This is a genomic window from Streptomyces lothianensis (genome assembly GCF_047779955.1).
Classification (GTDB): Bacteria; Actinomycetota; Actinomycetes; order Streptomycetales; family Streptomycetaceae; genus Streptomyces.
This window is the reverse complement of sequence record NZ_JBLMKT010000029.1, coordinates 151,202-172,751: the sequence shown is the minus strand read 5'-3', so window position 1 is coordinate 172,751 and position 21,550 is coordinate 151,202. Positions and strand designations below refer to the sequence as shown.

Sequence of the window (21,550 nt, the reverse complement as noted above, 5' to 3'; positions counted from 1 at the left end):
TGCCACTTCTGAAGCTGCCACGTTTTTCGAAGCCGCCACATTCCCGTCCTGCCCGGAGGAGTACGCCCATGAGCCGAGCCGCCCTGCTCGTCCTCGCCGACGGGCGCTTCCCCGCCGGCGGGCACGCCCACTCCGGGGGAGCGGAGGAAGCGGTCAAGGCCGGGCGGATCACGGACGCGGCGAGCCTGGAGCAGTTCTGCCGCGGCCGTCTGCACACCGCGGGCCTGGTCGCGGCGGGACTAGCCGCCGCGGCCGCGCTCGGCACGGACCCGCTCGTACTCGACGAGGCCGCCGATGCCCGTACCCCCTCGTCCGCACTGCGCACGGCGGGCCGCAGACTCGGGCGGCAGCTGATGCGGGCCGCCCGCGCCACCTGGCCCACGCCCGAACTCTCCGCCCTCGCGGCCGCCCGCCCGCGCGGGGCCCACCAGCCCGTGGTGCTCGGTCTCACCGCACGGGCCGCCGGGCTCGGGCCCGAGGACGCCGCCCACTGCGCCGCGTACGAGAGCGTCAGTGGACCCGCCACCGCGACCGTACGGCTGCTCGGTCTCGACCCGTTCCAGGCAACGGCGGTCCTGGCCGGGCTCGCCCCCGAGCTGGACACGACCGTGGCCGCGGCGGCGCGGGCAGCCCAGCGCTCGCTGACCGAGGGAGCGGAGGCGCTGCCGCGGGCCTCCGCGCCACTCCTGGAGATCGGCGCCGAAGCCCACGCCACCTGGCCGGTACGGCTCTTCGCCTCGTGACCGGGCCGCCCGCCCCCTGGTCGCCCGCCCGACACCCCGACCCGCGAAGGACACCACCCGTGCACCTCGACCACCCGTCCACCCACCCCGAACGCCACACCCACAGCGCCGAACCAATGCGCCCCGACGGCCGCCGCCGCGCGCTGCGGATCGGGCTCGGCGGACCCGTGGGCTCCGGCAAGACCGCGACCGTCGCCGCGCTGTGCCGCACCCTGCGCGAGACCGTCTCGCTGGCCGTCGTCACCAACGACATCTACACCCGCGAGGACGCCGACTTCCTGCTGCGCGAGGCCGTGCTGCCGCCCGAGCGGATCACGGCCGTGGAGACCGGCGCCTGCCCGCACACCGCGATCCGTGACGACATCTCCGCCAACCTCGAAGCCGTCGAGGACCTGGAGGAGATGATCGGCCCGCTGCAGCTGGTGCTCGTCGAATCGGGTGGCGACAACCTGACCGCCACCTTCTCCAGAGGGCTGGTCGACGCCCAGATCTTCGTGATCGACGTCGCGGGCGGCGATGACATCCCGCGCAAGGGCGGCCCCGGCGTGACCACGGCCGATCTGCTCGTGGTCAACAAGACTGACCTGGCGCCGTATGTCGGCTCCGATCTGCAGCGGATGGCGCGCGATGCCAAGGAGCAGCGGGACGAACTGCCCGTCGTCTTCCAGTCGTTGCGCTCGGAGCGCGGCGCCGGGGAGGTCGCCGACTGGGTGCGGGCACGGCTCGACGCGTGGCACACGGCATGACGGCGGCACACGGTACGCGTACGGCGAGTCACGGGATCCGCACCGGGCCGGCCCAGGTCCGGCCCATGGCCCCGCCCGGACGCCCCACGGCCCCGGCGGCGGACCCCGAACCTGCGGCCGCCGAGACCGGCATCGAGGCCGCCGCACGGATCAAGGCCCGCCGGGACACCGACGGGTCGATCGCCCTGCCGGTCCTCGAAGGCGAGGGCCCGCTGGCGGTACGGCGGATCCGCGGCGAGCCCGGTGAGGCGCGCGTCGCACTGATCGGCGCGATGAGCGCCCCGCTCGGCGGCGACCGCCTGAGCGTACGCGCCGCTGTGGAAGCCGGTGCCCGCCTGCACCTCACCTCCACCGCCGCCACTCTCGCCCTGCCCGGGCGCTGCGGCCGACCCGCGCAGTACGACGTCGACCTGACGGTCGGGCCGGGCGCCGCCCTGCACTGGCTGCCGGAGCAGCTCATCAGCGTCCACCGCAGCGAGCTGTACCTCACGACCCGGGCGGAGGTTGCCGCGGACGGGCTTCTCGTGCTGCGCGAGGAACAGGTGCTCGGCCGCTGCGGCGAGACACCGGGCCGCCTGACCAGCCGGCTCACCGTACGGTCCGCGGGTCGGAGCCTGCTCGACCAGGAACTGTCCTGTGGCCCCGGTGCACCAGGGGGCTGGGACGGCCCCGCCGTGCTCGCGGGCCTGCGCGCGCTCGGCCAACTCATCGTCGTACGGCCCGAATTCGCCGCGCATCCCGTGCAGCCGGCGATGCTCGCCGAGCACGCCTCACTCACCCCGCTGGCGGGCCCGGCCGCCCTGGTCACGGCGGTGGCGCCGGACGCGCTGACCGTACGGCGGACCCTGGACGAAGCGCTGCGCACACTCACGTCATGAGCGCGCCCCGCCGCGCCCCGCCCTGCCGCGCCCCGAAGGCTCAGCCCGCGATGGACTCCGTGCGCGGCTCCGCGATCGCTACGTAGTCCGCCGTGGCGAGGGCGAGCGAGCGGTCGAGGCGGGCCGCGTTGAAGAACAGCTCCTCGTGTTCGAGGAGCGCCGGATCGACCACGAGCTGCAGCTCGGGGTCGAAGGAGAACGGCAGGATGGTCCCGCTGACACTCCCGGCGAGCCGCTCGGCCACCTCGGCCGTGGCGAACCCGGCGTACACCCCGCCGAACAGCGCCTTCACCGCACCCAGATCCACCCGCCGGTCACCGGGGACCACGGCGAGCACGTAGGCCTTGGTCTTCTTTGTCAGCTTGACCATCACGACGATGCACTTCGCGGCCTGCGCGAGCGTGTTGCCGCGCAGCGCACTCACCGCTTCCGTCGCGCCCTCGGCCTCGTGCTCGATGACGCGGTAGCGGGCGCCGCGCTCGTCGAGCAGCCCGATCAGTTTGGTGTACTGCTCGTGCTCAGCCACACATCCGCCTTCAGCTCGTCCGGCCCGCCGACCGGTCCGTTCACCGACGATCATCACCCTAACTCAGCGGCGTACGGCGCGACTTCTTCGCCGCCTCCTGCTCCTGGGCCTTCACGACCGCCGCGTACCGGTCCACGTACTCCTGCCCGGACAGTTCGAGGATGGAGTACATGATTTCGTCCGTCACCGCACGCAGCACGGCCTTCTCGTTCTCCATCCCCGCGAAGCGGGAGAAGTCGAGCGGCTCGCCGAAGCGGATGGTGATGCGGTGCAGCCGGGGGAGCTTCTGGCCCGGGGGCTGGGCCTCGAAGGTGCCGATCATCGCGCACGGCACCACCGGAACGCCGCCCTTGAGCGCCATCGCCGCGACGCCGACCTTGCCCTTGTAGAGACGGCCGTCGTGCGAGCGGGTCCCCTCGGGGTAGATCCCGAGCAGCTCGCCCTTGCCCAGGACGCCGAGCCCTTCCCGGATCGCCGCCTGCCCGGCCTCCTTGCCCGAACGGTCGACGGGGATCTGCCCCGCGCTGCGGAAGAAGAACGCGGTCAGGCGGCCCTTCAGACCGGGACCGGTGAAGTACTCGGCCTTCGCGAGGAAGGTGATCCGCCGCTTCAGGATCGCGGGCATGAGGAAATGGTCGGAGAATGAGAGGTGATTGCCCGCGACGATGGCCGGGCCGCTGTCCGGGACGTGCTGGAGTCCTTCGATACGGGGCCGGAACAGCAACCGCAGCAGCGGGCCGAGCAGCACGTATTTCAGGACGTAATAGAACATGGCGGCGGCTCCCCGTTTCGACTGTCGTGGCGCCGTACCTGCTGATGCGGTGGGCCCGAGCCGCCACAGTGTAGATCCCGCCGGGGCACCGCGTAAGCATCCCCGACGGGGTACGCGGGAGCGACGATGCCGAGGAAGGGAACGAGGATGCCCGCCGGATCGAGCAGGAAGCGTGAGCGGCAGTACGAGCACATCAAGGAGAGCGCGATGAAGCGCGGCGAGTCCGAGTCCCGCGCCGAGGAGATCGCCGCCCGGACCGTCAACAAGGAGCGGGCCCGCAAGGGCGAGTCGAAGACCGCCAGTGCCGTGTCCACGCGGGACCCCAAGTCGTCCGGGCAGCGTGGCGGCATGCGTTCGCATCAGGGCGCGCAGGGCCCGACGCGGGATCAGCTCTACGAGGAGGCCAGGCGGAAGAACATCGAGGGGCGTTCGTCCATGACGAAGGAGCAGCTACGCAAGGCCGTCGGCAAGTAGCCGCGGCGAGGAATCGGCAAGCCTGAGGAACCGGCAAGCCTGAGGAACCGGCGGGCTTGCGGGGAGGAGCCGAAGGCCCCTCCCCGCATTTCGGCCACCCGGCCTCAGGCCCCGACGTACTGCGCCAGGTGCTCACCGGTCAGCGTCGGCTTCTTCTTCACCAGGTCCGCCGGCGTCCCCTCGAACACGATCCGGCCGCCGTCGTGTCCCGCGCCAGGGCCGAGGTCGATGATCCAGTCGGCATGCGCCATCACGGCCTGGTGGTGCTCGATGACGACGACCGACTTGCCGGAGTCCACGAGGCGGTCGAGCAGCCCGAGCAGCTGCTCCACATCGGCCAGATGCAGACCGGTCGTCGGCTCGTCGAGGACGTACACGCCGCCCTTGTCGCCCATGTGCGTGGCAAGCTTCAGGCGCTGGCGCTCGCCGCCGGAGAGCGTGGTGAGCGGCTGGCCCAGGGTGATGTAGCCGAGGCCGACGTCCTCCAGGCGCTGCACGATCCGCAGCGCGGCCGGGATCTTCGCCTCGCCCTCGGCGAAGTACTCCTCCGCCTCGGAGACGGGCATCGACAGCACCTCGCTGATGTTCCTGCCGCCCAGCTTGTACTCGAGGACCGAGGCCTGGAACCGCTTGCCCTCGCAGTCCTCGCAGGTCGTCGAGACGCCCGCCATCATCCCGAGGTCCGTGTAGATGACCCCGGCGCCGTTGCAGGTCGGGCAGGCGCCCTCGGAGTTGGCGCTGAACAGTGCCGGCTTGACCCCGTTGGCCTTGGCGAAGGCCTTGCGGACCGGCTCGAGCAGGCCCGTGTACGTGGCCGGGTTGCTGCGCCGCGAACCGCGGATCGCGGCCTGGTCCACCGAGACCACGCCCTCCTCGGCGGGGATGGAACCGTGGATGAGCGAGCTCTTGCCGGAGCCCGCGACACCTGTGACGACGGTCAGCACACCCAGCGGAATGTCGACATCGACCTCCTGCAGGTTGTTGGCCCGGGCGCCGCGGATCGCGAGCTTCCCGGTCGGCTTGCGCACGGAGTCCTTGACCGCGGACCGGTCGTCGAGATGCCGTCCGGTGACGGTGTCGCTCGCGCGCAGCCCCTCGACATCGCCCTCGAAACAGACCGTGCCACCGCCCGTACCGGCGCCGGGGCCGAGGTCCACGACATGGTCGGCCACCGCGATCGCCTCCGGCTTGTGCTCCACCACGAGCACCGTGTTGCCCTTGTCGCGCAGCCGCAGCAGCAGGTTGTTCATCCGCTGGATGTCATGCGGGTGCAGACCGATTGTCGGCTCGTCGAAGACATACGTGACATCGGTGAGTGAGGAGCCGAGGTGCCGGATCATCTTCACGCGCTGCGCCTCACCGCCGGACAGGGTGCCCGCGGGACGGTTCAGGGAGAGATAGCCGAGGCCGATCTCCACGAACGAGTCGAGCGCCTGCTGCAGCGCGGTCAGCAGCGGCGTGACCGAGGGTTCGTCGAGCCCCCGTACCCACTCGGCCAGATCACGGATCTCCATGTCGCAGACGTCCGCGATGGAGACGCCCGCGATCTTCGCGGACCGCGCCCCTTCCGTGAGCCGCGTGCCCTCGCACTCCGGACAGACCTGGAAGGTGACCGCACGGTCCACGAAGGCCCGGATATGCGGCTGCATCGACTCACGGTCCTTCGACAGGAAGGACTTCTGGATCTTCGGGATCAGACCCTCGTACGTGAGGTTGACGCCGTTGATCTTCACCTTCACCGGCTCGTGGTACAGGAACGCGTGCCGCTCCTTCTTGGTGAAGCGGCGGATCGGCTTGTCCGGGTCGAAGAAACCGGACTCGCGGATGATCCGTACGACCCAGCCGTCACCGGTGTACGTGGGGATCGTGAACGGGTCCTCGTTCAGCGACTTCGTCTCGTCGAAGAGCTGCGCCAGGTCGATGTCCGAGACCGTTCCCCGGCCCTCGCAGTTGACGCACATGCCGCCGGTGCGCGAGAAGCTGACCTTCTCGGTCTTCGTCTTCTCCGCCCCGCGCTCGACGGTGAACCCGCCGCTCGCGGAGACGGAGGCGACATTGAAGGAGAACGCCCCGGGCGGCCCGAAGTAGGGCTTGCCGAGCCGGCTGAACAGGATCCGCAGCATCGCATGGGCGTCGGTGGCCGTGCCCACGGTCGAGCGCGGATCGGAGCCCATCCGCTGCTGGTCGACGCTGATGACGGTGGTCAGACCGTCGAGCACGTCGACCTCGGGCCGCGCCATGGTGGGCATGAAGCCCTGCAGGAACGCGCTGTACGTCTCGTTGATCAGCCGCTGCGACTCGGCCGCGATCGTGTCGAAGACCAGCGAGGACTTCCCGGAACCTGAGACACCGGTGAACACCGTGAGACGGCGCTTGGGAATCTCGATGCTGACGTCCTTGAGGTTGTTCTCACGCGCGCCGTGAACCCGGATCATGTCGTGGGTGTCGGCGGCGTGCACCGCGGGCGACTGCGCCTTCTTCCGCGTGGCCATGTCTGCTCGTACTCCAGCTTCTGTTGAAAGACGAAACGGTGCTCTGCCGGTGTGTGTGGGGGGCGCGGGTTGCCCGGGGGCGTGCTGCCGGTCAGTCCTGCAGCAGCCCGAGGACGTTCCCGTCGACATCGGTGACAGCGGCAACCCTACGGCCGCCGCCGACCTCGTGCGGCTCTTCCGCGATCTTCGCTCCGCTGGCGGTGAGCTCGGCGAGCTTCGCCGTGAGGTCGGCGACCTTCCAGTACGCGACCGGAGAGGTCGGACCCTGGGGGCCGCCGCCTGGCACGAGGCCGATGTGCTGGCCGGCGGCCTCGTAGCCGACGTAGTACGGACCGTCGGCGACGGGCTCCACACCGAGCAGCGCGGTGTAGACCTCCTTGGCCTTGGTGAGGTCGGCGACGGGGTGCAGGACGACGGTGATGCCTTGAGTAGTCATGTCAGCCAAGCTAGCCCCGGCCCCGCGGGGGCCGCTTCTCGAAAACTGACCGGTCGGCCGACGCTCCTGCTGGGCGGGATGCCGCCCGCGGCATCAGGAATCGCGTGACACCGCCATCGCCAGGGTGATCATTCCGAGCACGATCCAGCCGAACCAGAGCCAGCCGTTACTGCCGAGCGCCACCGTGTAGGCCGTCACGCAGACGAGCCCTCCCACGGTGAGCATTCCCATCGCCTTCGTGGTTCCGGGCATCGCGACACCCTCCTCACGCCAGGCCGGCCCTCGGCCCGGGCTGCCTCCTGAACTCCATCGTCCCTTGTGGAACGTGGTTCCCGCCAGCATTCGGCGCAGATGGCGACCGCGTACGGCCGAACGCCGCAGGAAACCGGTGAAGCCCCGCAGACCTGGTGAAGCCCCGCAGACGGGGGTGGCTGCGGGGCTTCACCAGGTTCAACGGCCGGCGCGGCTCATCGGTTCCCGCGCCCGGCAGCTTTTTCGGCCTTTCCGTATCCTGTCGCCGTCTGATGTCCCGCCGTCCTGTCGGAGACGTGCCGCTACGACGACCCGCTGCGGGCGTTCAGCGAGGCCAGATACGCGTTGTACGCCTCGAGCTCCTTGTCCCCGTCACGGTCGGCGGCCCGGTCCTTGCGCTTGGCCTCCCGCTCCTCGGACCTGCGCCACTGGAAGAGCAGCGCCACCAGGACCACCACGGAGGGGATCTCACTGAACGCCCAGGCGATACCGCCGCCCGCCTCCTGGTCGGAGAGCGCGTCGATGCCGAGCGAGGCCGGAGGGTGCAGGTACGTGCTGATCATCGGCTCCGATGCCATCATCAGCGCGATCCCGAAGAACGCGTGGAACGGCATACCGGCGAACAGCTCCAGCATCCGCATCACATAGCCGGGCCGGTGCGGTCCGGGGTCCACGCCCATGATCGGCCAGAAGAAGACCAGGCCCACGGCGAGGAAGTGCACCATCATCGCGACATGCCCCGGCTTGGACTCCATGAGGAAGTCGAAGAGCGGCGTGAAATAGAGCCCGTAGAGGCTCGCGATGAACATCGGGATGGTGAACGCGGGATGCGTGACCACCTTCATGTAGCGGCTGTGGAGCAGCATGAGCAGCAGCTCACGCGGCCCCTTGCGGCCACGGCCCGCTACCGGCAGCGCGCGCAGCGCCAGGGTGATCGGGGCGCCGAGCAGCAGCAGGATCGGCGAGAGCATGCTGATCACCATGTGCTGCACCATGTGCACGCTGAACATGACCATGCCGTAGTCGTTCAGCTTGGTGCACATCATCAGCGCGACGCTGAGCACACCGAACACGAAGGACACGCTGCGGCCCACCGGCCACTTGTCCCCGCGCCGTACCAGGCGCACCACCCCGGCCCCGTAGAGCAGCAGTGCGAGGAGGCAGCCGATGGCGAAGAACGCGTCGAACGACGGCTGAAGGCCCCGCCCCAGCGTGAACGGCGGCAGATCCGTCATCATGCCGTGTCCGCTGTGATCCATCCGCTCACTCACTCCTGATTCGTGCCTGTTGTCCGCTCCAGAGTAGAACCGCCCCCGGCCGCGTCTGCGGCCGGGGGCGGTCAGTCCTGCGCACGAGCGGGGGCCGGGCCCGGGGAAGGGACCGAGGTCAGAGCACGCACTCCGCCTCGGCGTAGCGCTCCTCGGGAACCGTCTTCAGCGTCTCGACGGCCTGCGCCAGCGGAGCCATCACGATGTCGGTGCCCTGCAGCGCCGTCATCATCCCGAACTCGCCGCGGTGCACGGCCTCCACGGCATGCCAGCCGAAGCGGGTGGCGAGCACACGGTCGTACGCGGTGGGCGTACCGCCGCGCTGGACGTGACCGAGGATGACGGGCCGCGCCTCCTTGCCGAGGCGTTCCTCCAGTTCGACGGAGAGCTGGCGGGCGATCCCGGCGAAGCGCTCGTGGCCGTAGATGTCCTTGCCGCCCTCGTCGAACTCCATGGTGCCCGGGCGGGGCTTGGCGCCCTCGGCGGCGACCACGATCGCGAACTTCTTGCCCGCCTCGAAGCGTGCCCCGACCCGGGCCGCCAGCTCCTCGATGTCGAAGGGCCGCTCGGGCACCACGATCGCGTGCGCACCGGCGGCCATGCCGGAGTTGAGCGCGATCCAGCCGGTGTGCCGGCCCATGACCTCGACGATCAGGACCCGCTGGTGCGATTCGGCGGTGGTCTTGAGCCGGTCGAGTGCCTCGGTCGCGACACCCACGGCCGTGTCGAAGCCGAAGGTCACGTCGGTGACGGCGATGTCGTTGTCGATGGTCTTCGGCACGCCCACGATGGGCAGGCCGTTGTCGGAGAGCAGCCGGGCCGCCTTCAGCGTGCCCTCGCCGCCGATCGGGATGACCGCGTCGAGGCCGAGGTCGGCCAGATGGCCCTTGGCCCGCTCGACGCCGTCCCGCAGATGCTCGGGGCGGACCCGCGAGGAGCCGAGGATGGTGCCGCCGCGGGCGAGGATGCCGCCGACGGCGTCCAGGTCAAGCTTGCGGTAGTCACATTCGAGGAGACCCTTCCACCCGTCGTGGAAGCCGATGACCTCGTCGCCGTGGTCGACAACGGCGCGGTGCACGACCGAGCGGATCACTGCGTTCAGGCCGGGGCAGTCGCCGCCGGAGGTGAGGACACCAATACGCATGGCCCAGGAACCTTTGCAACGTGGGCGGATGGCCGGACCACGCTGTCCGGACGACAAGACCCCGTCACCCTACTAGTGCGAAGTGACGGGGCCGAATCCGGTCCGTGGGCCGGACGTTGGAGGTCTCCACCAACGTATGCCCAGGTGAACAGGCGAGCGGAGGGCCGCTCAGGCGGGCTGTCGGCGGGCGCTCAGACGAGCCTGCCGGTCGCTCAGGCGGGCTGTGTGGCGGCGGTGATCCGCTCGTTGCGGAGCGCCTCGTACCAGCGGTCGTCGACCGGCGGCAGCGCGTTCACATCGAGCGCCAGCTTGATCAGCAGATCCGCGATCTGCGGGTTGCGGGCGAGCACGGGACCGTGCATGTACGTGCCGAACACCGTGTCGTTGTACGCGCCTTCGGTGCCGTCGCCGGTGCCGTTGCCCCGGCCGAGCCGGACATGTGCGAAGGGCTTCGCGGACGGGCCGAGGTGCGTGATGCCCTGGTGGTTCTCGAAGCCGGTCAGCTGCGGCAGGCCGAGCGGCGCGTCGATGTCGGCGAGTACGTCGCCGACGCAGCGCTCGGCCTCGCCGCGCGTGGAGAACACATCGAGCAGGCCGAGGCCCGGCTCGCGCTCCCCGAGGTCGTTGATGAACTCGTGGCCGAGGATCTGGTAGCCGGCGCAGACCGAGAAGATGATCGCGCCGTTGGCGGCCGCGCGCTGCAGATTGCCGTCGCGGCGCAGCCGCTCGGCCGCGAGCCGCTGCGGACGGTCCTCGCCGCCGCCGATCAGGTAGATGTCGGCGGCGGTCGGCACGGCCTGGTCGCTGCGTACGTCGTAGCGCTCGACCATCAGTCCGCGCTGGCGGGCGCGGCGTTCGACGACGAGGGCGTTGCCCTGGTCGCCGTAGGTGGAGAGCAGGTCGGGGTACACCCAGACCAGGCGCAGGCTGTTGTCGCTCATGTTCGTCCAGTCCTCTATCGGTCAGTTGCCGACGCGGCGGCGTACGTCCTGGAAGGCGGTGTAGTTGGCGATCAGCTCGATCCGTCCGGGCGGTGCGGTCTGCACGGCCTCGTCGACGGTGTCGCAGACGCGGAAGTCGAGTCCGGCGACCTCGAGGCGGACCGCGAGGTCGAGACGGCGGTCGCCGATCACGAAGATCGGGTGACCGGCGAGCCGGGTGTAGTCGACATCCCACAGCCAGGAGGTGTCGGTGCCGTCGGCGCCCCGCGCGTTCACCGAGAGGATCACCGGGGTCGGCGGCGGGTCGATCAGCGAGAAGGTCTCCAGCCAGCCCGCCGGGTTCTTCGCGAGCAGCAGGCGTACGTCACGGCCGAGGAAGTTCACCACGTCGTAGCGTCCCGCGACCGCCTGGACCTGGTACATCCGCTCCAGCGCGACCTGCGGCGGCACACCGAAGGCGGCGGCGACGGCGGCCGAGGTGGCGGCATTGGCCTTGTTGGCGCGGCCCGGCAGCTGCAGGTGGATCGGCCAGGCGGAGCCGTGCGGGTCCAGGACATGGTCGCCCGACAGGGCCCAGCTGGGCTGCGGACGGCGGAAACCGCACTCGCCGCAGAACCAGTCGTCGCCGGGGCGCTGCATCACACCGCCGCAGGAGGGGCACGACCAGGCGTCGTCCTTCCACTCCTGCCCGGCGGCGACCCAGACGACGTTCGGCGAGGAGTGCGCGGCCCACACGACCAGCGGGTCGTCGGCGTTGGCGATGATGACGGCCTTCGAACCGGACAGGCCCTCCCGCCACTTCTCGGCGAGCATCCGGGTCTCGGCGGCGCGGTCGAGCTGGTCGCGCGAGAGGTTGAGCAGGGCGATGGCCTTCGGCGAGACATCACGGGCCACGCCCGCGAGGTACTTCTCGTCCACCTCGATCACACCGAACTTGGCATCCGAACCACCGGCGAGCGCCGAGGTGATACCGGCCGGCATGTTGGCGCCGAGCGCATTGGACACGACCGGCCCTGCGGCGCCCAGCGCCTCCGCGATCAGCCGGGTGGTGGTGGTCTTGCCGTTGGTGGCCGAGACGAGCACCACATCGAGATGCGTGGCGAGGCGGCCCAGCAGATCGGGGTCGAGTTTCAGCGCGACCCGGCCGCCGATCACCGATCCGCTGCCACGGCCCGCGGCCCGCGACACCGCCGCGGCCGCCTTGCCGGCCGTCACGGCGAGCTTCGACCGGGGCGACAGCGGCTCCGCGCCGCCTGCGTGTCCTGGCTGTGGCTGTGACATAGGGACCTGCTCCTCCTTGCATCCGGCGCCGCGCCTGCCATCGGCACTGGTCCGGGTCAGCCTACCGAGATCCCTCAGCGGCCCCGAACCGCGCCACCACCGGACACTCCCTGGGGACCCGTCTGCGGCGAAACGTACGCTTACGGGATGCGAAAAGGTTCCCTCCCGGGCAGCTCGGGACACGTACGGCCGATGACCCTCCTCGGTGAGGACGTGCTGCACCGGCCGTGCGCCGAGGTGACCGAGTTCGGGCCCGGGCTCGACCGGTTGATCGAGGACATGTTCGCGACGATGTACGCGGCGCCGGGGGTGGGGCTCGCGGCCAATCAGGTCGGGGTTGGCCTCAGGGTCTTCGTCTACGACTGTCCGGACGACGAGGAGAACCGGCACGTCGGGCATGTGATCAACCCGCGTCTGGTCGAGACGGGCGGGGTCACGGTCCGCGGCTCGGAAGGCTGCCTGTCGCTGCCCGGGCTCGAAGCGGGGACGCCGCGCTTCGACTACGCGGTGGTGGAGGGCGTCGACCGGCACGGTGAGGAGGTCCGGGTCCAGGGCACGGGGTTCTTCGCCCGCTGCCTGCAGCACGAGTGCGACCACCTGAACGGCATGATCTACCCGCAGCGGCTCGACCGCTTCCGCCGCGGCCGAGTCCTCCGGCAGGCGCGGCGCGCGCCCTGGGGGCGCCGGGGCTGACGCCGGTCTCAGAAGCTTCTCAGAAGCCGGGCCCGTCGGCCCGGTTTCCGGCCGCGGCGAGCCGCCCCCACAGCAGATCCGTGAGGCTGCGGACCAGTTCTGCCCGCTCGCACGGCCGCTCACCCAGCCACCAGTCCCCAGCCGCATGCATCATGCCGACGATCCCATGCCCCCAGACCCGCGCGAGCCGCGCACTCCCGGGCCCGAGATCCACCCGCTCCTCGATCACCTTGGCCAGTTCCTCGCCGAGCCGTCGCAGCAGCGGCGCGGAGTGGAGCCCCACGTCGAAGCCGGCGTCGCCGGGGGCCGAGCCCTCGGCGGGGTGCATCAGGAACCGGTAGACCTGCGGATTCGTCTCGATCGCGGCGAGATACGTGTCCAGCGTCGCCTCGACCCGCTCCCGCCGCTCCGCGGGCGCGTCCAGCGCGGCCCGCAGCGCGTCGAGCAGCGCGTCCGTATGCCGTACGGCAAGGGCGCGGTAGAGCCCGCCCTTGTCGCCGAAGTGCCGGTACAGGATCGGCTTGGTGATGCCGGCCTCCGCGGCGATGGCGTTCATCGACGCCCCGGGCCCGTCCCGCAGCACGACCCGGTCGGCCGCTTCGAGCAGTTCACGGCGGCGACGGTCGGCCGACCGTTCTTGATCGGTCCGGCCCGTGGTGTCCATGGTTACTCCCCGCCCGTGCAGATTCGGTGACGCATGCGCAACGTTAAACCCCGCGCCGCTCCGGCATCGAACCGGCCACCGGAGGTTGACAGGCCTTACTCACGAGTAACAGACTCTCGTTACCGCAAGTAACAAATTTTCCGTACACACGGTTGGTCGGCGCAGTCTTGGGCGGCGCAGTGCTGGAGGGGTCATGGCCGAGTTCACCATGGAGCTGAACGACGAGCAGAAGGAGGTCAGGGACTGGCTCCACGGTTTCGCCGCCGATGTGATCCGCCCCGCGGCCGCCGAGTGGGACGAGCGCGAGGAGACACCCTGGCCCGTCATCCAGGAGGCCGCGAAGCTCGGGATCTACTCGCTCGACTTCTACGCCCAGCAGTTCTTCGACCCGAGCGGCCTCGGCATCCCGATGACGATGGAGGAGCTGTTCTGGGGTGACGCGGGCATCGCCCTGTCCATCGTCGGCACGGGCCTCGCGGCCGTAGGCGTCCTCGCCAACGGCACCGAGGAGCAGATCGGCACCTGGGTCCCGCAGATGTACGGCGATGCGAATGACGTGAAGGTCGCGGCCTTCTGCTCCTCCGAACCCGATGCCGGCTCGGACGTCGCCGCGATGCGCACCCGCGCCGTCTACGACGAGGCCAAGGACGAGTGGGTCCTGAACGGCACCAAGACCTGGGCGACCAACGGCGGCATCGCCAACGTCCATGTCGTCGTCGCGGTCGTCGACCCCGAGCTGGGCTCCAAGGGGCACGCCTCGTTCATCGTGCCCCCGGACACCCCCGGCCTTTCCCAGGGTCAGAAGTTCAAGAAGCACGGCATCCGCGCCTCGCACACCGCCGAGGTCGTCCTCGAGGACGTCCGGGTGCCCGGCCACTGCCTGCTCGGCGGCAAGGACAAGCTCGACGAGCGCCTCGCCCGCGCCCGTGAGCGCGCCAAGAGCGGTGGCGAGCGCGTGAAGAACGCGGCGATGGCCACCTTCGAGGCCTCGCGTCCCGCGGTCGGCGCGATGGCGGTGGGCACCGCCCGTGCCGCGTACGAGGAAGCCCTCGAATACGCCAGGACCCGCTCGCAGTTCGGCCGCCCGATCATCGACAACCAGGGCGTCGCCTTCCAACTCGCCGACATGCGCACCCAGATCGACGCGGCGCGGCTGCTCGTATGGCGGGCGTCCTGGATGGCGACCACGGGCAAGAAGTTCGAGAGCGCCGAGGGCTCGATGTCGAAGCTCTACGCGAGCGAGACGGCCAAGAAGGTCACCGCCCAGGCGATCCAGATCCTCGGCGGCAACGGCTTCACGCGGGAGTACCCGGTGGAGCGGATGCACCGCGATGCGGCGATCTACACCATCTTCGAGGGCACGAGCGAGATCCAGCGCCTGGTCATCGCGCGCACACTGGCGGGCATGCCCATCCGCTGAGCATCAGTACGACAATCCGCAGATAAGGGTGAATGTTGCACGTGAAACATCCACCCTTGTCTGCCTTGTCCGGCTGCCAAGGGCCGCCCGGCGCGATCCGCCGGACGCCCCTCCCTCTAGGCTGCGGTGCCATGACCGACGCCGCATACCTTGCCTCCACCAGAACCTCGTACGACCTCCTCGCCGACGAGTGTGACCGCCGGTGGAAGGATGAGCTGGCGGCGAAGCCGTTCATGCGCGCCGCGCTCGACACCTTCGCCGAACTCGCGCGCGGGCGCGGCCCCGTGGCCGACATCGGCTGCGGTACGGGCCGCGTCACCGCCTACCTCGCCGAGCGCGGCCTCGACGCCTTCGGCATCGACCTCTCGCCCGGCATGCTGGCCGTCGCCCGCACGAACCACCCCGGCCTCCGCTTCACCGAGGGCTCGATGACGGACCTCGACCTCGCCGACGGCTCCGTGGGTGCGCTGCTCGCCTGGTACTCGACGATCCACGTTCCCTGGGAGGACCTGCCGGGCGTCTTCGCCGGCTTCCGCCGAGTGCTGAAGCCGGGCTCGCCGCTGCTCCTGGGCTTCCAGATCGGCGAGGAACCCTTCCGTATGACCGAGGCCTGGGGCTACGAATTCGACCTCACCTTCCACCGCCGCACACCGGAGGCGATGGCCGGACTGCTGACCGAGGCCGGCTTCGAGGAGCGGGCGCGGATGGTCGAGCGGCGCGACACGGAAGGCGAGTTCGCCGAACGGACCGATCAGGCCTACCTGAGCTTTCGCAAGCCCGCCCGGCTGCGAAGTGCTTGAGGCAGGGCATCGGTCCGTTGCAGATGGGGCACTTGGTGGGCGTGGGCGTGGTCATCACCGTTCCCTCTCGAAGCCGGCGTCGCTGCCCCGGAAGACGTGATGGCGACGCATCGGTTGCCTGCGAGCCGCCGACTTCGGCTGTGCCGCCGAGGCGAAGGCACCCACCCCTCGGGGTCGGGCGCCTTCGGTGCCGGGACGGTCAGGCGGGCAGTGCGGCCTCGATCAGGCGGGCAGTGCGGCCTCGATCGCGGCCGTCATCTCCCCGGCCTCCGGCTCGGTGCGGGGGCGGAAGCGGCCCAGGACCTCGCCGGACGGGCCGATCAGGAACTTCTCGAAGTTCCACTGGATGTCGCCCGCCTCGCCCTCCGCGTCCGCCGTCCGTGTCAGCTCCGCGTACAGCGGGTGCTGGGACGCGCCGTTGACGTCGAGCTTCTCCAGGAGCGGGAAAGTGACGCCGTACGTCGTCGAGCAGAAGGTCTCGATCTCCTCTGCGGTGCCCGGCTCCTGCGCGCCGAACTGGTTGCAGGGGGCGCCTATGACCGTGAAACCGCGCTCCGCGTAGCGCTTCTGGAGGCGCTCCAGGCCCTCGTACTGCGGGGTGAGTCCGCAGCGCGAGGCCACGTTCACGAGCAGGGCCACCTTGCCCTTGTGCTCGGCGAGGGAGGTGTCCGCGCCGGAAAGCGTGCGCAGCGGGATGTCGTACAGGCTCATCGCGGCTCCAAATCCTGGGCTGAATACGCGCGATCACGGGCTGAGGACGCGCTGCAGGCATCCTACGCAGCGCGATTCGCCGGTCCGTGGCGGTGCGCGTCTTCCGCATTACTGGAACAAGTTCTACTGTGTGCGCCGCCAAGGTCAGCAGCAAGCTCAGCCAGAGCCAGGAGGGGCCGTGCACCTCGAATACACGCCCGAGCAGCAGCAGTTGCGCACCGAGCTGCGTGCGTACTTCGCCGAGTTGGTGCCGGACAACGCCTATGCCCGCTACGGGGACCCGGCCGAGCAGAAGGAGTTCTACCGGCGGACCGTGCGCAGGCTCGGTGCCGACGGCTGGCTGGGCGTGGGCTGGCCCAAGGAGTACGGCGGGCGCGGTCTCAGTCCCATGGAACAGTTCATCTTCTTCGACGAGGCCGCGCAGGCCGGTGTGCCGCTGCCGCTGATGGCCCTGAACACCGTCGGGCCGACGATCATGCAGTTCGGCACCGAGGAGCAGAAGGACTTCTTCCTGCCGAAGATCCTCTCCGGCGAGATCGACTTCGCGATCGGCTACAGCGAACCGGACGCCGGCACGGACCTCGCCGCGCTGAAGACCCGCGCGGTGCGCGAGGGCGACGAGGAGACCGGGCACTACACGGTGAACGGGCAGAAGATCTGGACGACCAACGGCGACACCGCCGACTGGGTGTGGCTGGCCGTGCGGACCGACCCCGACGCCCCGCCGCACAAGGGCATCACCATGCTGCTCGTGCCGACGAGCGACCCCGGCTACTCCTGCACCCTCATCAACACCCTCGCCTCGCACGACACGACCGCCAGCTACTACGAGAACATCCGGGTGCCGGCGAGCCGTCGCGTCGGCGCCGAGAACAAGGGCTGGCGGCTCATCACCAACCAGCTCAACCACGAACGGGTCACCCTCGCCGCACACGGCACGATGGCGATCCGCGCCCTGCACAACGTGCAGCAATGGGCCGAGCGGACCAAGCTCGCCGACGGCCGCCGCGTACTCGACCTCGGCTGGGTGCAGAAGCGGCTCGCCATGACTCACACCAGGCTCGACGCGATGAAGCTCCTCAACTGGCAGATGGTGAACGCCGTACAGAACGGCACCCTCACCCCCCAGGACGCCTCCGCCGTGAAGGTCTACGGCTCCGAGGCGCGCCGCGACGCGTACGCCTGGCTGATGGAGGTGACCGGCTCGGCCGGCCCCATCAAGGAAGGCTCGGCGGGCGCGGTCCTGCACGGCGAACTGGAACGCGGCTACCGCAGCGCCGTGATCTTCACCTTCGGCGGCGGCAACAACGAGATCCAGCGGGAGATCATCTCCTGGATCGGCCTGGGGATGCCCCGCGTACGGCGATGACCGTGTGCTGACGGATGCCTCATCATGTCAGCCCTCGGCCGGAAGCCGATCCCAGGGGGCGACGGTGCCGGCCGTGTGCCCGGGGCTCGGACGTATCCCGCGACCGGGGTCTGCCGGCCGTCAGGGGCGGCTGGTGAGGTAGCCGCCCATGGAGGTGAAGTACTCGGTGGCGGGCAGTTCGCGGCCGTCCTCGGTGCGTACCCGGGTGACGGCGAGGCCGTGATTGCGGCCGGTGCGGGCGTCGGCGCCGGCGACGATCACCACGCCCTCGCCCTCCCGGTAGAAGATGCGGCCCGGCGTGCCGCCGTAGCGGCCCTCCGAGACGACCGCGGTCACGATCTCCAGGCGCTTGCCCTTGTGGAAGGCGAAGGCACTCGGGTACGGGGCCGACTGGGCGCGGACGAGGCGCTCCAGGTCCTCGGCCGGCCAGTCCCAGTTGATCCGGATGTCCTCCTCGGCCCGCTTGTGGAAGAAGCTGGCCTGGGAGCGGTCCTGCTTCGTGAACTCGGTTTCCCCCGCGGCGATCCGGGCCAGGGCGCCGATCGTGACGGGGGCGATGAGGTCCACGGTCTTGTGGAACAGGTCGGTGGTCGTGTCGGCGGGGCCCACCGGTACCGCGCGCTGGTCGACGATGTCCCCGGCGTCGAGGACCTCGTCCATCATGTGGGCGGTGACGCCGACCTCCGGTTCTCCGTTGATCAGGGCCCAGATCAGCGGGGAGAAGCCGGCGTACTTCGGCAGCAGTGAGTCGTGGATGTTCAGGGTGCCGTGGCGGGGGAGACCATAGATGCGGGGCGGGATCCAGGTGCGCCAGTTGTTGGCCACGATGATGTCCGGATCGGCCTCCTTGAGGAGCTGGAAGAGCTCCTCGTCGTCGGGCCGGTTGCGGATGATCACGGGGATGCCGTGCTCCTCGGCGAGCTCGGCGACCGAGTCGCTCCAGATCTTCTCGTAGGCGTGGTCGCTCCTGGGGTGGGTGACGACCGTGACCACGTCGTGTTCGGAGTCCAGGAGTGCTTGCAGGGTGCGGTGGCCCCAGGTCTGGTAACCGAACATGACGACCCGCATGGGGTTCCTCCTCAGAAGAGCGACTGAACTCGGATTAGTAAAGCAAGCCTTACCTAATGGTGCAACGGGCGGTGATTTCAGGCCCGTTCGGGGTCATGATTCACCGCCTGTCCGTTTTGCCCTGTCGACAGCGAGGCCCAGGTCAGGTTAGCTTTACCTAAGTTCAGCTGGCCGTGGTCAACGGCGGGCTCGGCGTCTTGTTCTTTTTCATCCACGCCTGACAGGCGGCTGTCCCGCACGATGGGAGTGACATGTCTCAGGTTCTTCCTGGCGACGCACCTCTGGTCCACGACCTCATAGGTATCGGCTTCGGGCCGTCCAATGTGGCCATGGCGATAGCGCTCAGCGAGCACAACGCCCGCGTCGGCAGGCAGGAGGCGGTCACCGCCCACTTCTTCGAGCGCCAGCCGAGCTTCGGCTGGCACCGGGGCATGCTGATCGACGACGCGACGATGCAGGTGTCCTTCCTCAAGGACCTGGTGACGCTCCGCAATCCGGCCAGTGAGTACAGCTTCCTCTGCTATCTGCAGAGCAAGGACCGGCTGATCGACTTCGTCAACCACAAGAACCTCTTCCCGCTGCGGGTCGAGTTCCACGACTACTTCGAGTGGGCGGCGGCCAAGGTCGACGACATGGTCTCCTACGGCCACGAGGTCATCTCCGTCGAGCCCGTCGTGAACGACGGGGTGATCGAGTACCTCGACGTCACCTCCCGCGCCGGGACGGAGACCGTCGTCCACCGCGCCCGCAACGTCGTCATCGGTACCGGGCTGCGGCCCCTGATGCCGGAGGGCATCGAGCGCACCGAGCGGCTGTGGCACAACTCGGACCTGCTGTCCAAGGTCGACGGCCTCGAAGGCACCGACCCCAAGCGCTTCGTCGTCGTCGGCGCCGGCCAGAGCGCCGCCGAGAACGTGGCGTACCTGCACCGCCGCTTCCCTGAGGCCGAGGTCTGCGCGGTCTTCTCACGCTATGGCTACAGCCCCGCCGACGACAGCGGCTTCGCCAACCGTATCTTCGACCCCGCCGCGGTCGATGACTACTTCACGGCCCCCGACGACGTCAAGCGCAAGCTGATGGAGTACCACGGCAACACCAACTACTCCGTCGTGGACATCGACCTGATCGACGACCTGTACCGCGAGGCGTACCGGGAGAAGGTGCTCGGCACCGAGCGGCTCCGCTTCATCAACGTCTCCCGCCTCACCGGGGCCGAGGAGACCGAGGACGGGGTACGGGCCACCGTCACCTCCCTGGTGACCGGCGAGGAGAGCCACCTGGACGCCGACGTCGTGGTCTTCGCCACCGGCTACGGCCAGGCCGACGCCCTGGGCCTGCTCGGGCAGGTCTCGGAGCGCTGCCACCGCGACGAAGAGGGCCGGGTCCATGTCGAGCGCGACTACCGCGTCACCACCGACCCCGAACTGCGCTGCGGCATCTACCTCCAGGGCGGCACCGAGCACACCCACGGCATCACCTCCTCGCTGCTGTCCAACACGGCGATCCGGGTCGGCGAGATCCTCGACTCGGTCCTCGACCGCAGGTCGGCGCCCCAGGCGGACACGTCCGAGCCCGACGGCGCCCGTTCCGAGCCGGCCGGCGACCGGATCGGCTCGGTCCGCTAGAACTCCCCGCCGACGGCCGCGGACGCTCCCTGCGAGCGCCTCCGAGTCAAGCCCCCCCCACGCCCGGCCCGCCGGCCCGCCGCAGTCGGCGGGCCGGCACACCCCGTGAAGTCCCCGTGAAAGGAACTCTCGTGTCCCTTGGTACACGCCCCGCGCTGTCGCGGTGGGTCAGACAGATTCCGCGCGTGGCCGTCGCCGCGGCGGCGGCGCTCGCGCTGTCCGCCTGTGGGGGTGGCGCGGAGAAGAGCGAGTCGAAGCCGTCGGGCACGGAAGGCGCCGACTCGGCCGCCTTCCCGGTGACGGTGGAGCACAAGTACGGCAGCACGACGATCGAGGCGGAGCCGAAGAAGGTCGTCACGCTGGGGCTCTCGGACCAGGACGCGGTGCTGGCGCTGGGCGTGAAGCCGGTCGGCGCGGTGGACTGGTTCAAGGAGGATCCGTACGGCAAGTGGCCGTGGACGAAGGATCTGTGGGGTTCAAACACGCCGGAGATCGTGGGCGAGCGTGACGAGTACAACGTGGAGAAGATCGCGGCGCTCGATCCGGATCTGATCATCGCGCAGTACTCGGGCATGAAGAAGGAGCAGTACGACACGCTCTCCAAGATCGCCAAGGTGGTCGCGCAGCCCAAGGGTCACGAGGACTACCAGGCGCCCTGGCAGGTGATGACCCAGCAGATCGGCAAGGCGCTCGGCAGGTCCGCCGAGAGCGACAAGCTGATCGCGGACATCGACGCCCGCTTCGAGGCCGTACGCGACAAGCACCCGGAGTGGAAGGGCATGACCGTCGCCGTCGGCGAGCCCTACGAGCCCGGCAAGTTCTCGGCGTTCTCCCCCAAGGACCCGAAGGTCATCTTCCTTCAGGAAATGGGCTTCACGACCTCCGAGAAGTACCGCGGCGCCCTCGGCAAGGAGAACATCGCCGACCTCAGCTTCGAGCGCCTCGACGTCATGGAGGCCGACCGCACGGTGTGGCTCGGCACCCCCGAGACCGAGCAGGCCATGAAGGCCGACCCGCTGTACCGCAAGACCAAGGTCCACCAGGAGAAGCGGGACCTGTTCCTGCCCTACGACAGCCCGGACATCGGTGCCGCGCTCTCGTTCAACACGGTCCTGTCGATCCCGTACGCAATCGACGAGGTCGAGCCGCTCCTGACGGCCATCAAGTAAGAGCGTGTTGGTAGGCGCTCGGCCCCGGGCGCGGGTCCACCAACACGCTCGAACTCCGCACCACTGACGCATCACCAG

23 protein-coding genes are annotated in these 21,550 nt (G+C 69.7%); 10 read left to right on the top strand and 13 right to left on the bottom strand.

Annotated features, from left to right (window positions below; translation table 11 throughout):
* Positions 1-68: 68 nt before the first annotated feature.
* The 3 genes from ACLF6P_RS09745 to ACLF6P_RS09735 all read left to right on the top strand — a co-directional run bounded on the left by ACLF6P_RS09745 (position 69) and on the right by ACLF6P_RS09735 (position 2,367).
* On the top strand, positions 69-743 hold the full coding sequence (locus ACLF6P_RS09745) for an urease accessory protein UreF (protein WP_415949522.1): 675 nt from the start codon (positions 69-71) through the stop codon (positions 741-743).
* 59 nt (positions 744-802) lie between these two features.
* The gene (gene ureG / locus ACLF6P_RS09740) at positions 803-1,489 is read left to right on the top strand and encodes an urease accessory protein UreG (RefSeq protein WP_415949521.1); all 687 of its coding nucleotides are present in this window, start codon (positions 803-805) and stop codon (positions 1,487-1,489) included.
* A gap of 65 nt (positions 1,490-1,554) precedes the next feature.
* Positions 1,555-2,367, top strand: coding sequence for an urease accessory protein UreD (locus tag ACLF6P_RS09735; RefSeq protein ID WP_415949520.1), 813 nt, complete (start codon positions 1,555-1,557; stop codon positions 2,365-2,367).
* A gap of 40 nt (positions 2,368-2,407) precedes the next feature.
* Here ACLF6P_RS09735 and ACLF6P_RS09730 read toward each other — a convergent pair whose 3' ends face one another.
* Positions 2,408-2,893: a YbaK/EbsC family protein gene (locus tag ACLF6P_RS09730; protein WP_415949519.1), complete on the bottom strand. Its 486-nt coding sequence runs from the start codon at positions 2,891-2,893 to the stop codon at positions 2,408-2,410.
* 58 nt (positions 2,894-2,951) lie between these two features.
* Positions 2,952-3,665 (bottom strand): lysophospholipid acyltransferase family protein, encoded by a 714-nt coding sequence (locus ACLF6P_RS09725; RefSeq protein ID WP_415949517.1) that lies wholly within the window; start codon positions 3,663-3,665, stop codon positions 2,952-2,954.
* A gap of 147 nt (positions 3,666-3,812) precedes the next feature.
* Here ACLF6P_RS09725 and ACLF6P_RS09720 point away from each other — a divergent pair, with 147 nt between their 5' ends.
* On the top strand, positions 3,813-4,139 hold the full coding sequence (locus ACLF6P_RS09720; RefSeq protein WP_415949516.1) for a plasmid stabilization protein: 327 nt from the start codon (positions 3,813-3,815) through the stop codon (positions 4,137-4,139).
* 104 nt (positions 4,140-4,243) lie between these two features.
* Here the strand turns inward: ACLF6P_RS09720 and ACLF6P_RS09715 are convergent, their stop codons facing one another.
* From ACLF6P_RS09715 to ACLF6P_RS09685, 7 genes are all read right to left on the bottom strand, one after another.
* The gene (locus ACLF6P_RS09715; protein WP_415949515.1) at positions 4,244-6,631 is read right to left on the bottom strand and encodes an ATP-binding cassette domain-containing protein; all 2,388 of its coding nucleotides are present in this window, start codon (positions 6,629-6,631) and stop codon (positions 4,244-4,246) included.
* A 91-nt stretch (positions 6,632-6,722) separates the two neighbouring features.
* On the bottom strand, positions 6,723-7,067 hold the full coding sequence (locus ACLF6P_RS09710; protein WP_415949514.1) for a VOC family protein: 345 nt from the start codon (positions 7,065-7,067) through the stop codon (positions 6,723-6,725).
* Positions 7,068-7,160: 93 nt separating this feature from the next.
* On the bottom strand, positions 7,161-7,319 hold the full coding sequence (locus ACLF6P_RS09705; RefSeq protein WP_415949513.1) for a hypothetical protein: 159 nt from the start codon (positions 7,317-7,319) through the stop codon (positions 7,161-7,163).
* Positions 7,320-7,621: 302 nt separating this feature from the next.
* Positions 7,622-8,578: a cytochrome c oxidase assembly protein gene (locus ACLF6P_RS09700; protein WP_415949512.1), complete on the bottom strand. Its 957-nt coding sequence runs from the start codon at positions 8,576-8,578 to the stop codon at positions 7,622-7,624.
* Positions 8,579-8,705: 127 nt separating this feature from the next.
* Complete coding sequence (locus ACLF6P_RS09695) at positions 8,706-9,731, bottom strand: 6-phosphofructokinase (protein ID WP_415949511.1); 1,026 nt, start codon at positions 9,729-9,731, stop codon at positions 8,706-8,708.
* A 212-nt stretch (positions 9,732-9,943) separates the two neighbouring features.
* Entirely contained in the window at positions 9,944-10,672 is a 729-nt protein-coding gene (locus tag ACLF6P_RS09690) for a type 1 glutamine amidotransferase (protein WP_415949510.1), read from the bottom strand.
* A 21-nt stretch (positions 10,673-10,693) separates the two neighbouring features.
* Positions 10,694-11,953 (bottom strand): MurT ligase domain-containing protein, encoded by a 1,260-nt coding sequence (locus ACLF6P_RS09685; protein ID WP_415949509.1) that lies wholly within the window; start codon positions 11,951-11,953, stop codon positions 10,694-10,696.
* Between the two features lie 147 nt (positions 11,954-12,100).
* Here ACLF6P_RS09685 and def point away from each other — a divergent pair, with 147 nt between their 5' ends.
* A complete protein-coding gene (gene def / locus ACLF6P_RS09680) occupies positions 12,101-12,646 on the top strand; it encodes a peptide deformylase (RefSeq protein ID WP_415949507.1) in 546 nt (181 codons plus the stop codon).
* A gap of 19 nt (positions 12,647-12,665) precedes the next feature.
* Here the strand turns inward: def and ACLF6P_RS09675 are convergent, their stop codons facing one another.
* The gene (locus ACLF6P_RS09675; protein WP_415949506.1) at positions 12,666-13,310 is read right to left on the bottom strand and encodes a TetR/AcrR family transcriptional regulator; all 645 of its coding nucleotides are present in this window, start codon (positions 13,308-13,310) and stop codon (positions 12,666-12,668) included.
* Positions 13,311-13,503: 193 nt separating this feature from the next.
* Between ACLF6P_RS09675 and ACLF6P_RS09670 the strand changes: the two genes are divergently transcribed.
* Both ACLF6P_RS09670 and ACLF6P_RS09665 read left to right on the top strand, forming a co-directional pair.
* On the top strand, positions 13,504-14,730 hold the full coding sequence (locus ACLF6P_RS09670) for an acyl-CoA dehydrogenase family protein (RefSeq protein ID WP_415949504.1): 1,227 nt from the start codon (positions 13,504-13,506) through the stop codon (positions 14,728-14,730).
* A 131-nt stretch (positions 14,731-14,861) separates the two neighbouring features.
* Entirely contained in the window at positions 14,862-15,530 is a 669-nt protein-coding gene (locus ACLF6P_RS09665; RefSeq protein WP_415949502.1) for a class I SAM-dependent methyltransferase, read from the top strand.
* 222 nt (positions 15,531-15,752) lie between these two features.
* Here ACLF6P_RS09665 and ACLF6P_RS09660 read toward each other — a convergent pair whose 3' ends face one another.
* Positions 15,753-16,241: a glutathione peroxidase gene (locus ACLF6P_RS09660; RefSeq protein WP_415949500.1), complete on the bottom strand. Its 489-nt coding sequence runs from the start codon at positions 16,239-16,241 to the stop codon at positions 15,753-15,755.
* A 178-nt stretch (positions 16,242-16,419) separates the two neighbouring features.
* Between ACLF6P_RS09660 and ACLF6P_RS09655 the strand changes: the two genes are divergently transcribed.
* On the top strand, positions 16,420-17,610 hold the full coding sequence (locus ACLF6P_RS09655) for an acyl-CoA dehydrogenase family protein (RefSeq protein ID WP_415949498.1): 1,191 nt from the start codon (positions 16,420-16,422) through the stop codon (positions 17,608-17,610).
* 120 nt (positions 17,611-17,730) lie between these two features.
* On the opposite strand, the gene ACLF6P_RS09650 is transcribed toward ACLF6P_RS09655, so the two are convergent.
* Together ACLF6P_RS09650 and ACLF6P_RS09645 are read right to left on the bottom strand one after the other, a co-directional pair.
* Positions 17,731-18,678, bottom strand: a complete 948-nt coding sequence (locus ACLF6P_RS09650) for a methionyl-tRNA formyltransferase (protein WP_415949496.1) — start codon at positions 18,676-18,678, stop codon at positions 17,731-17,733.
* Positions 18,679-18,755: 77 nt separating this feature from the next.
* Positions 18,756-18,917 carry a hypothetical protein gene (locus ACLF6P_RS09645; protein ID WP_415949494.1) on the bottom strand — a complete coding sequence of 54 codons (162 nt, stop codon included), beginning with the start codon at positions 18,915-18,917 and terminating at the stop codon, positions 18,756-18,758.
* A gap of 12 nt (positions 18,918-18,929) precedes the next feature.
* Between ACLF6P_RS09645 and ACLF6P_RS09640 the strand changes: the two genes are divergently transcribed.
* Both ACLF6P_RS09640 and ACLF6P_RS09635 read left to right on the top strand, forming a co-directional pair.
* Complete coding sequence (locus ACLF6P_RS09640; protein ID WP_415949492.1) at positions 18,930-20,303, top strand: lysine N(6)-hydroxylase/L-ornithine N(5)-oxygenase family protein; 1,374 nt, start codon at positions 18,930-18,932, stop codon at positions 20,301-20,303.
* 185 nt (positions 20,304-20,488) lie between these two features.
* Positions 20,489-21,472, top strand: coding sequence for an iron-siderophore ABC transporter substrate-binding protein (locus ACLF6P_RS09635; protein WP_415949490.1), 984 nt, complete (start codon positions 20,489-20,491; stop codon positions 21,470-21,472).
* The last annotated feature ends 78 nt before the right edge of the window (positions 21,473-21,550 follow it).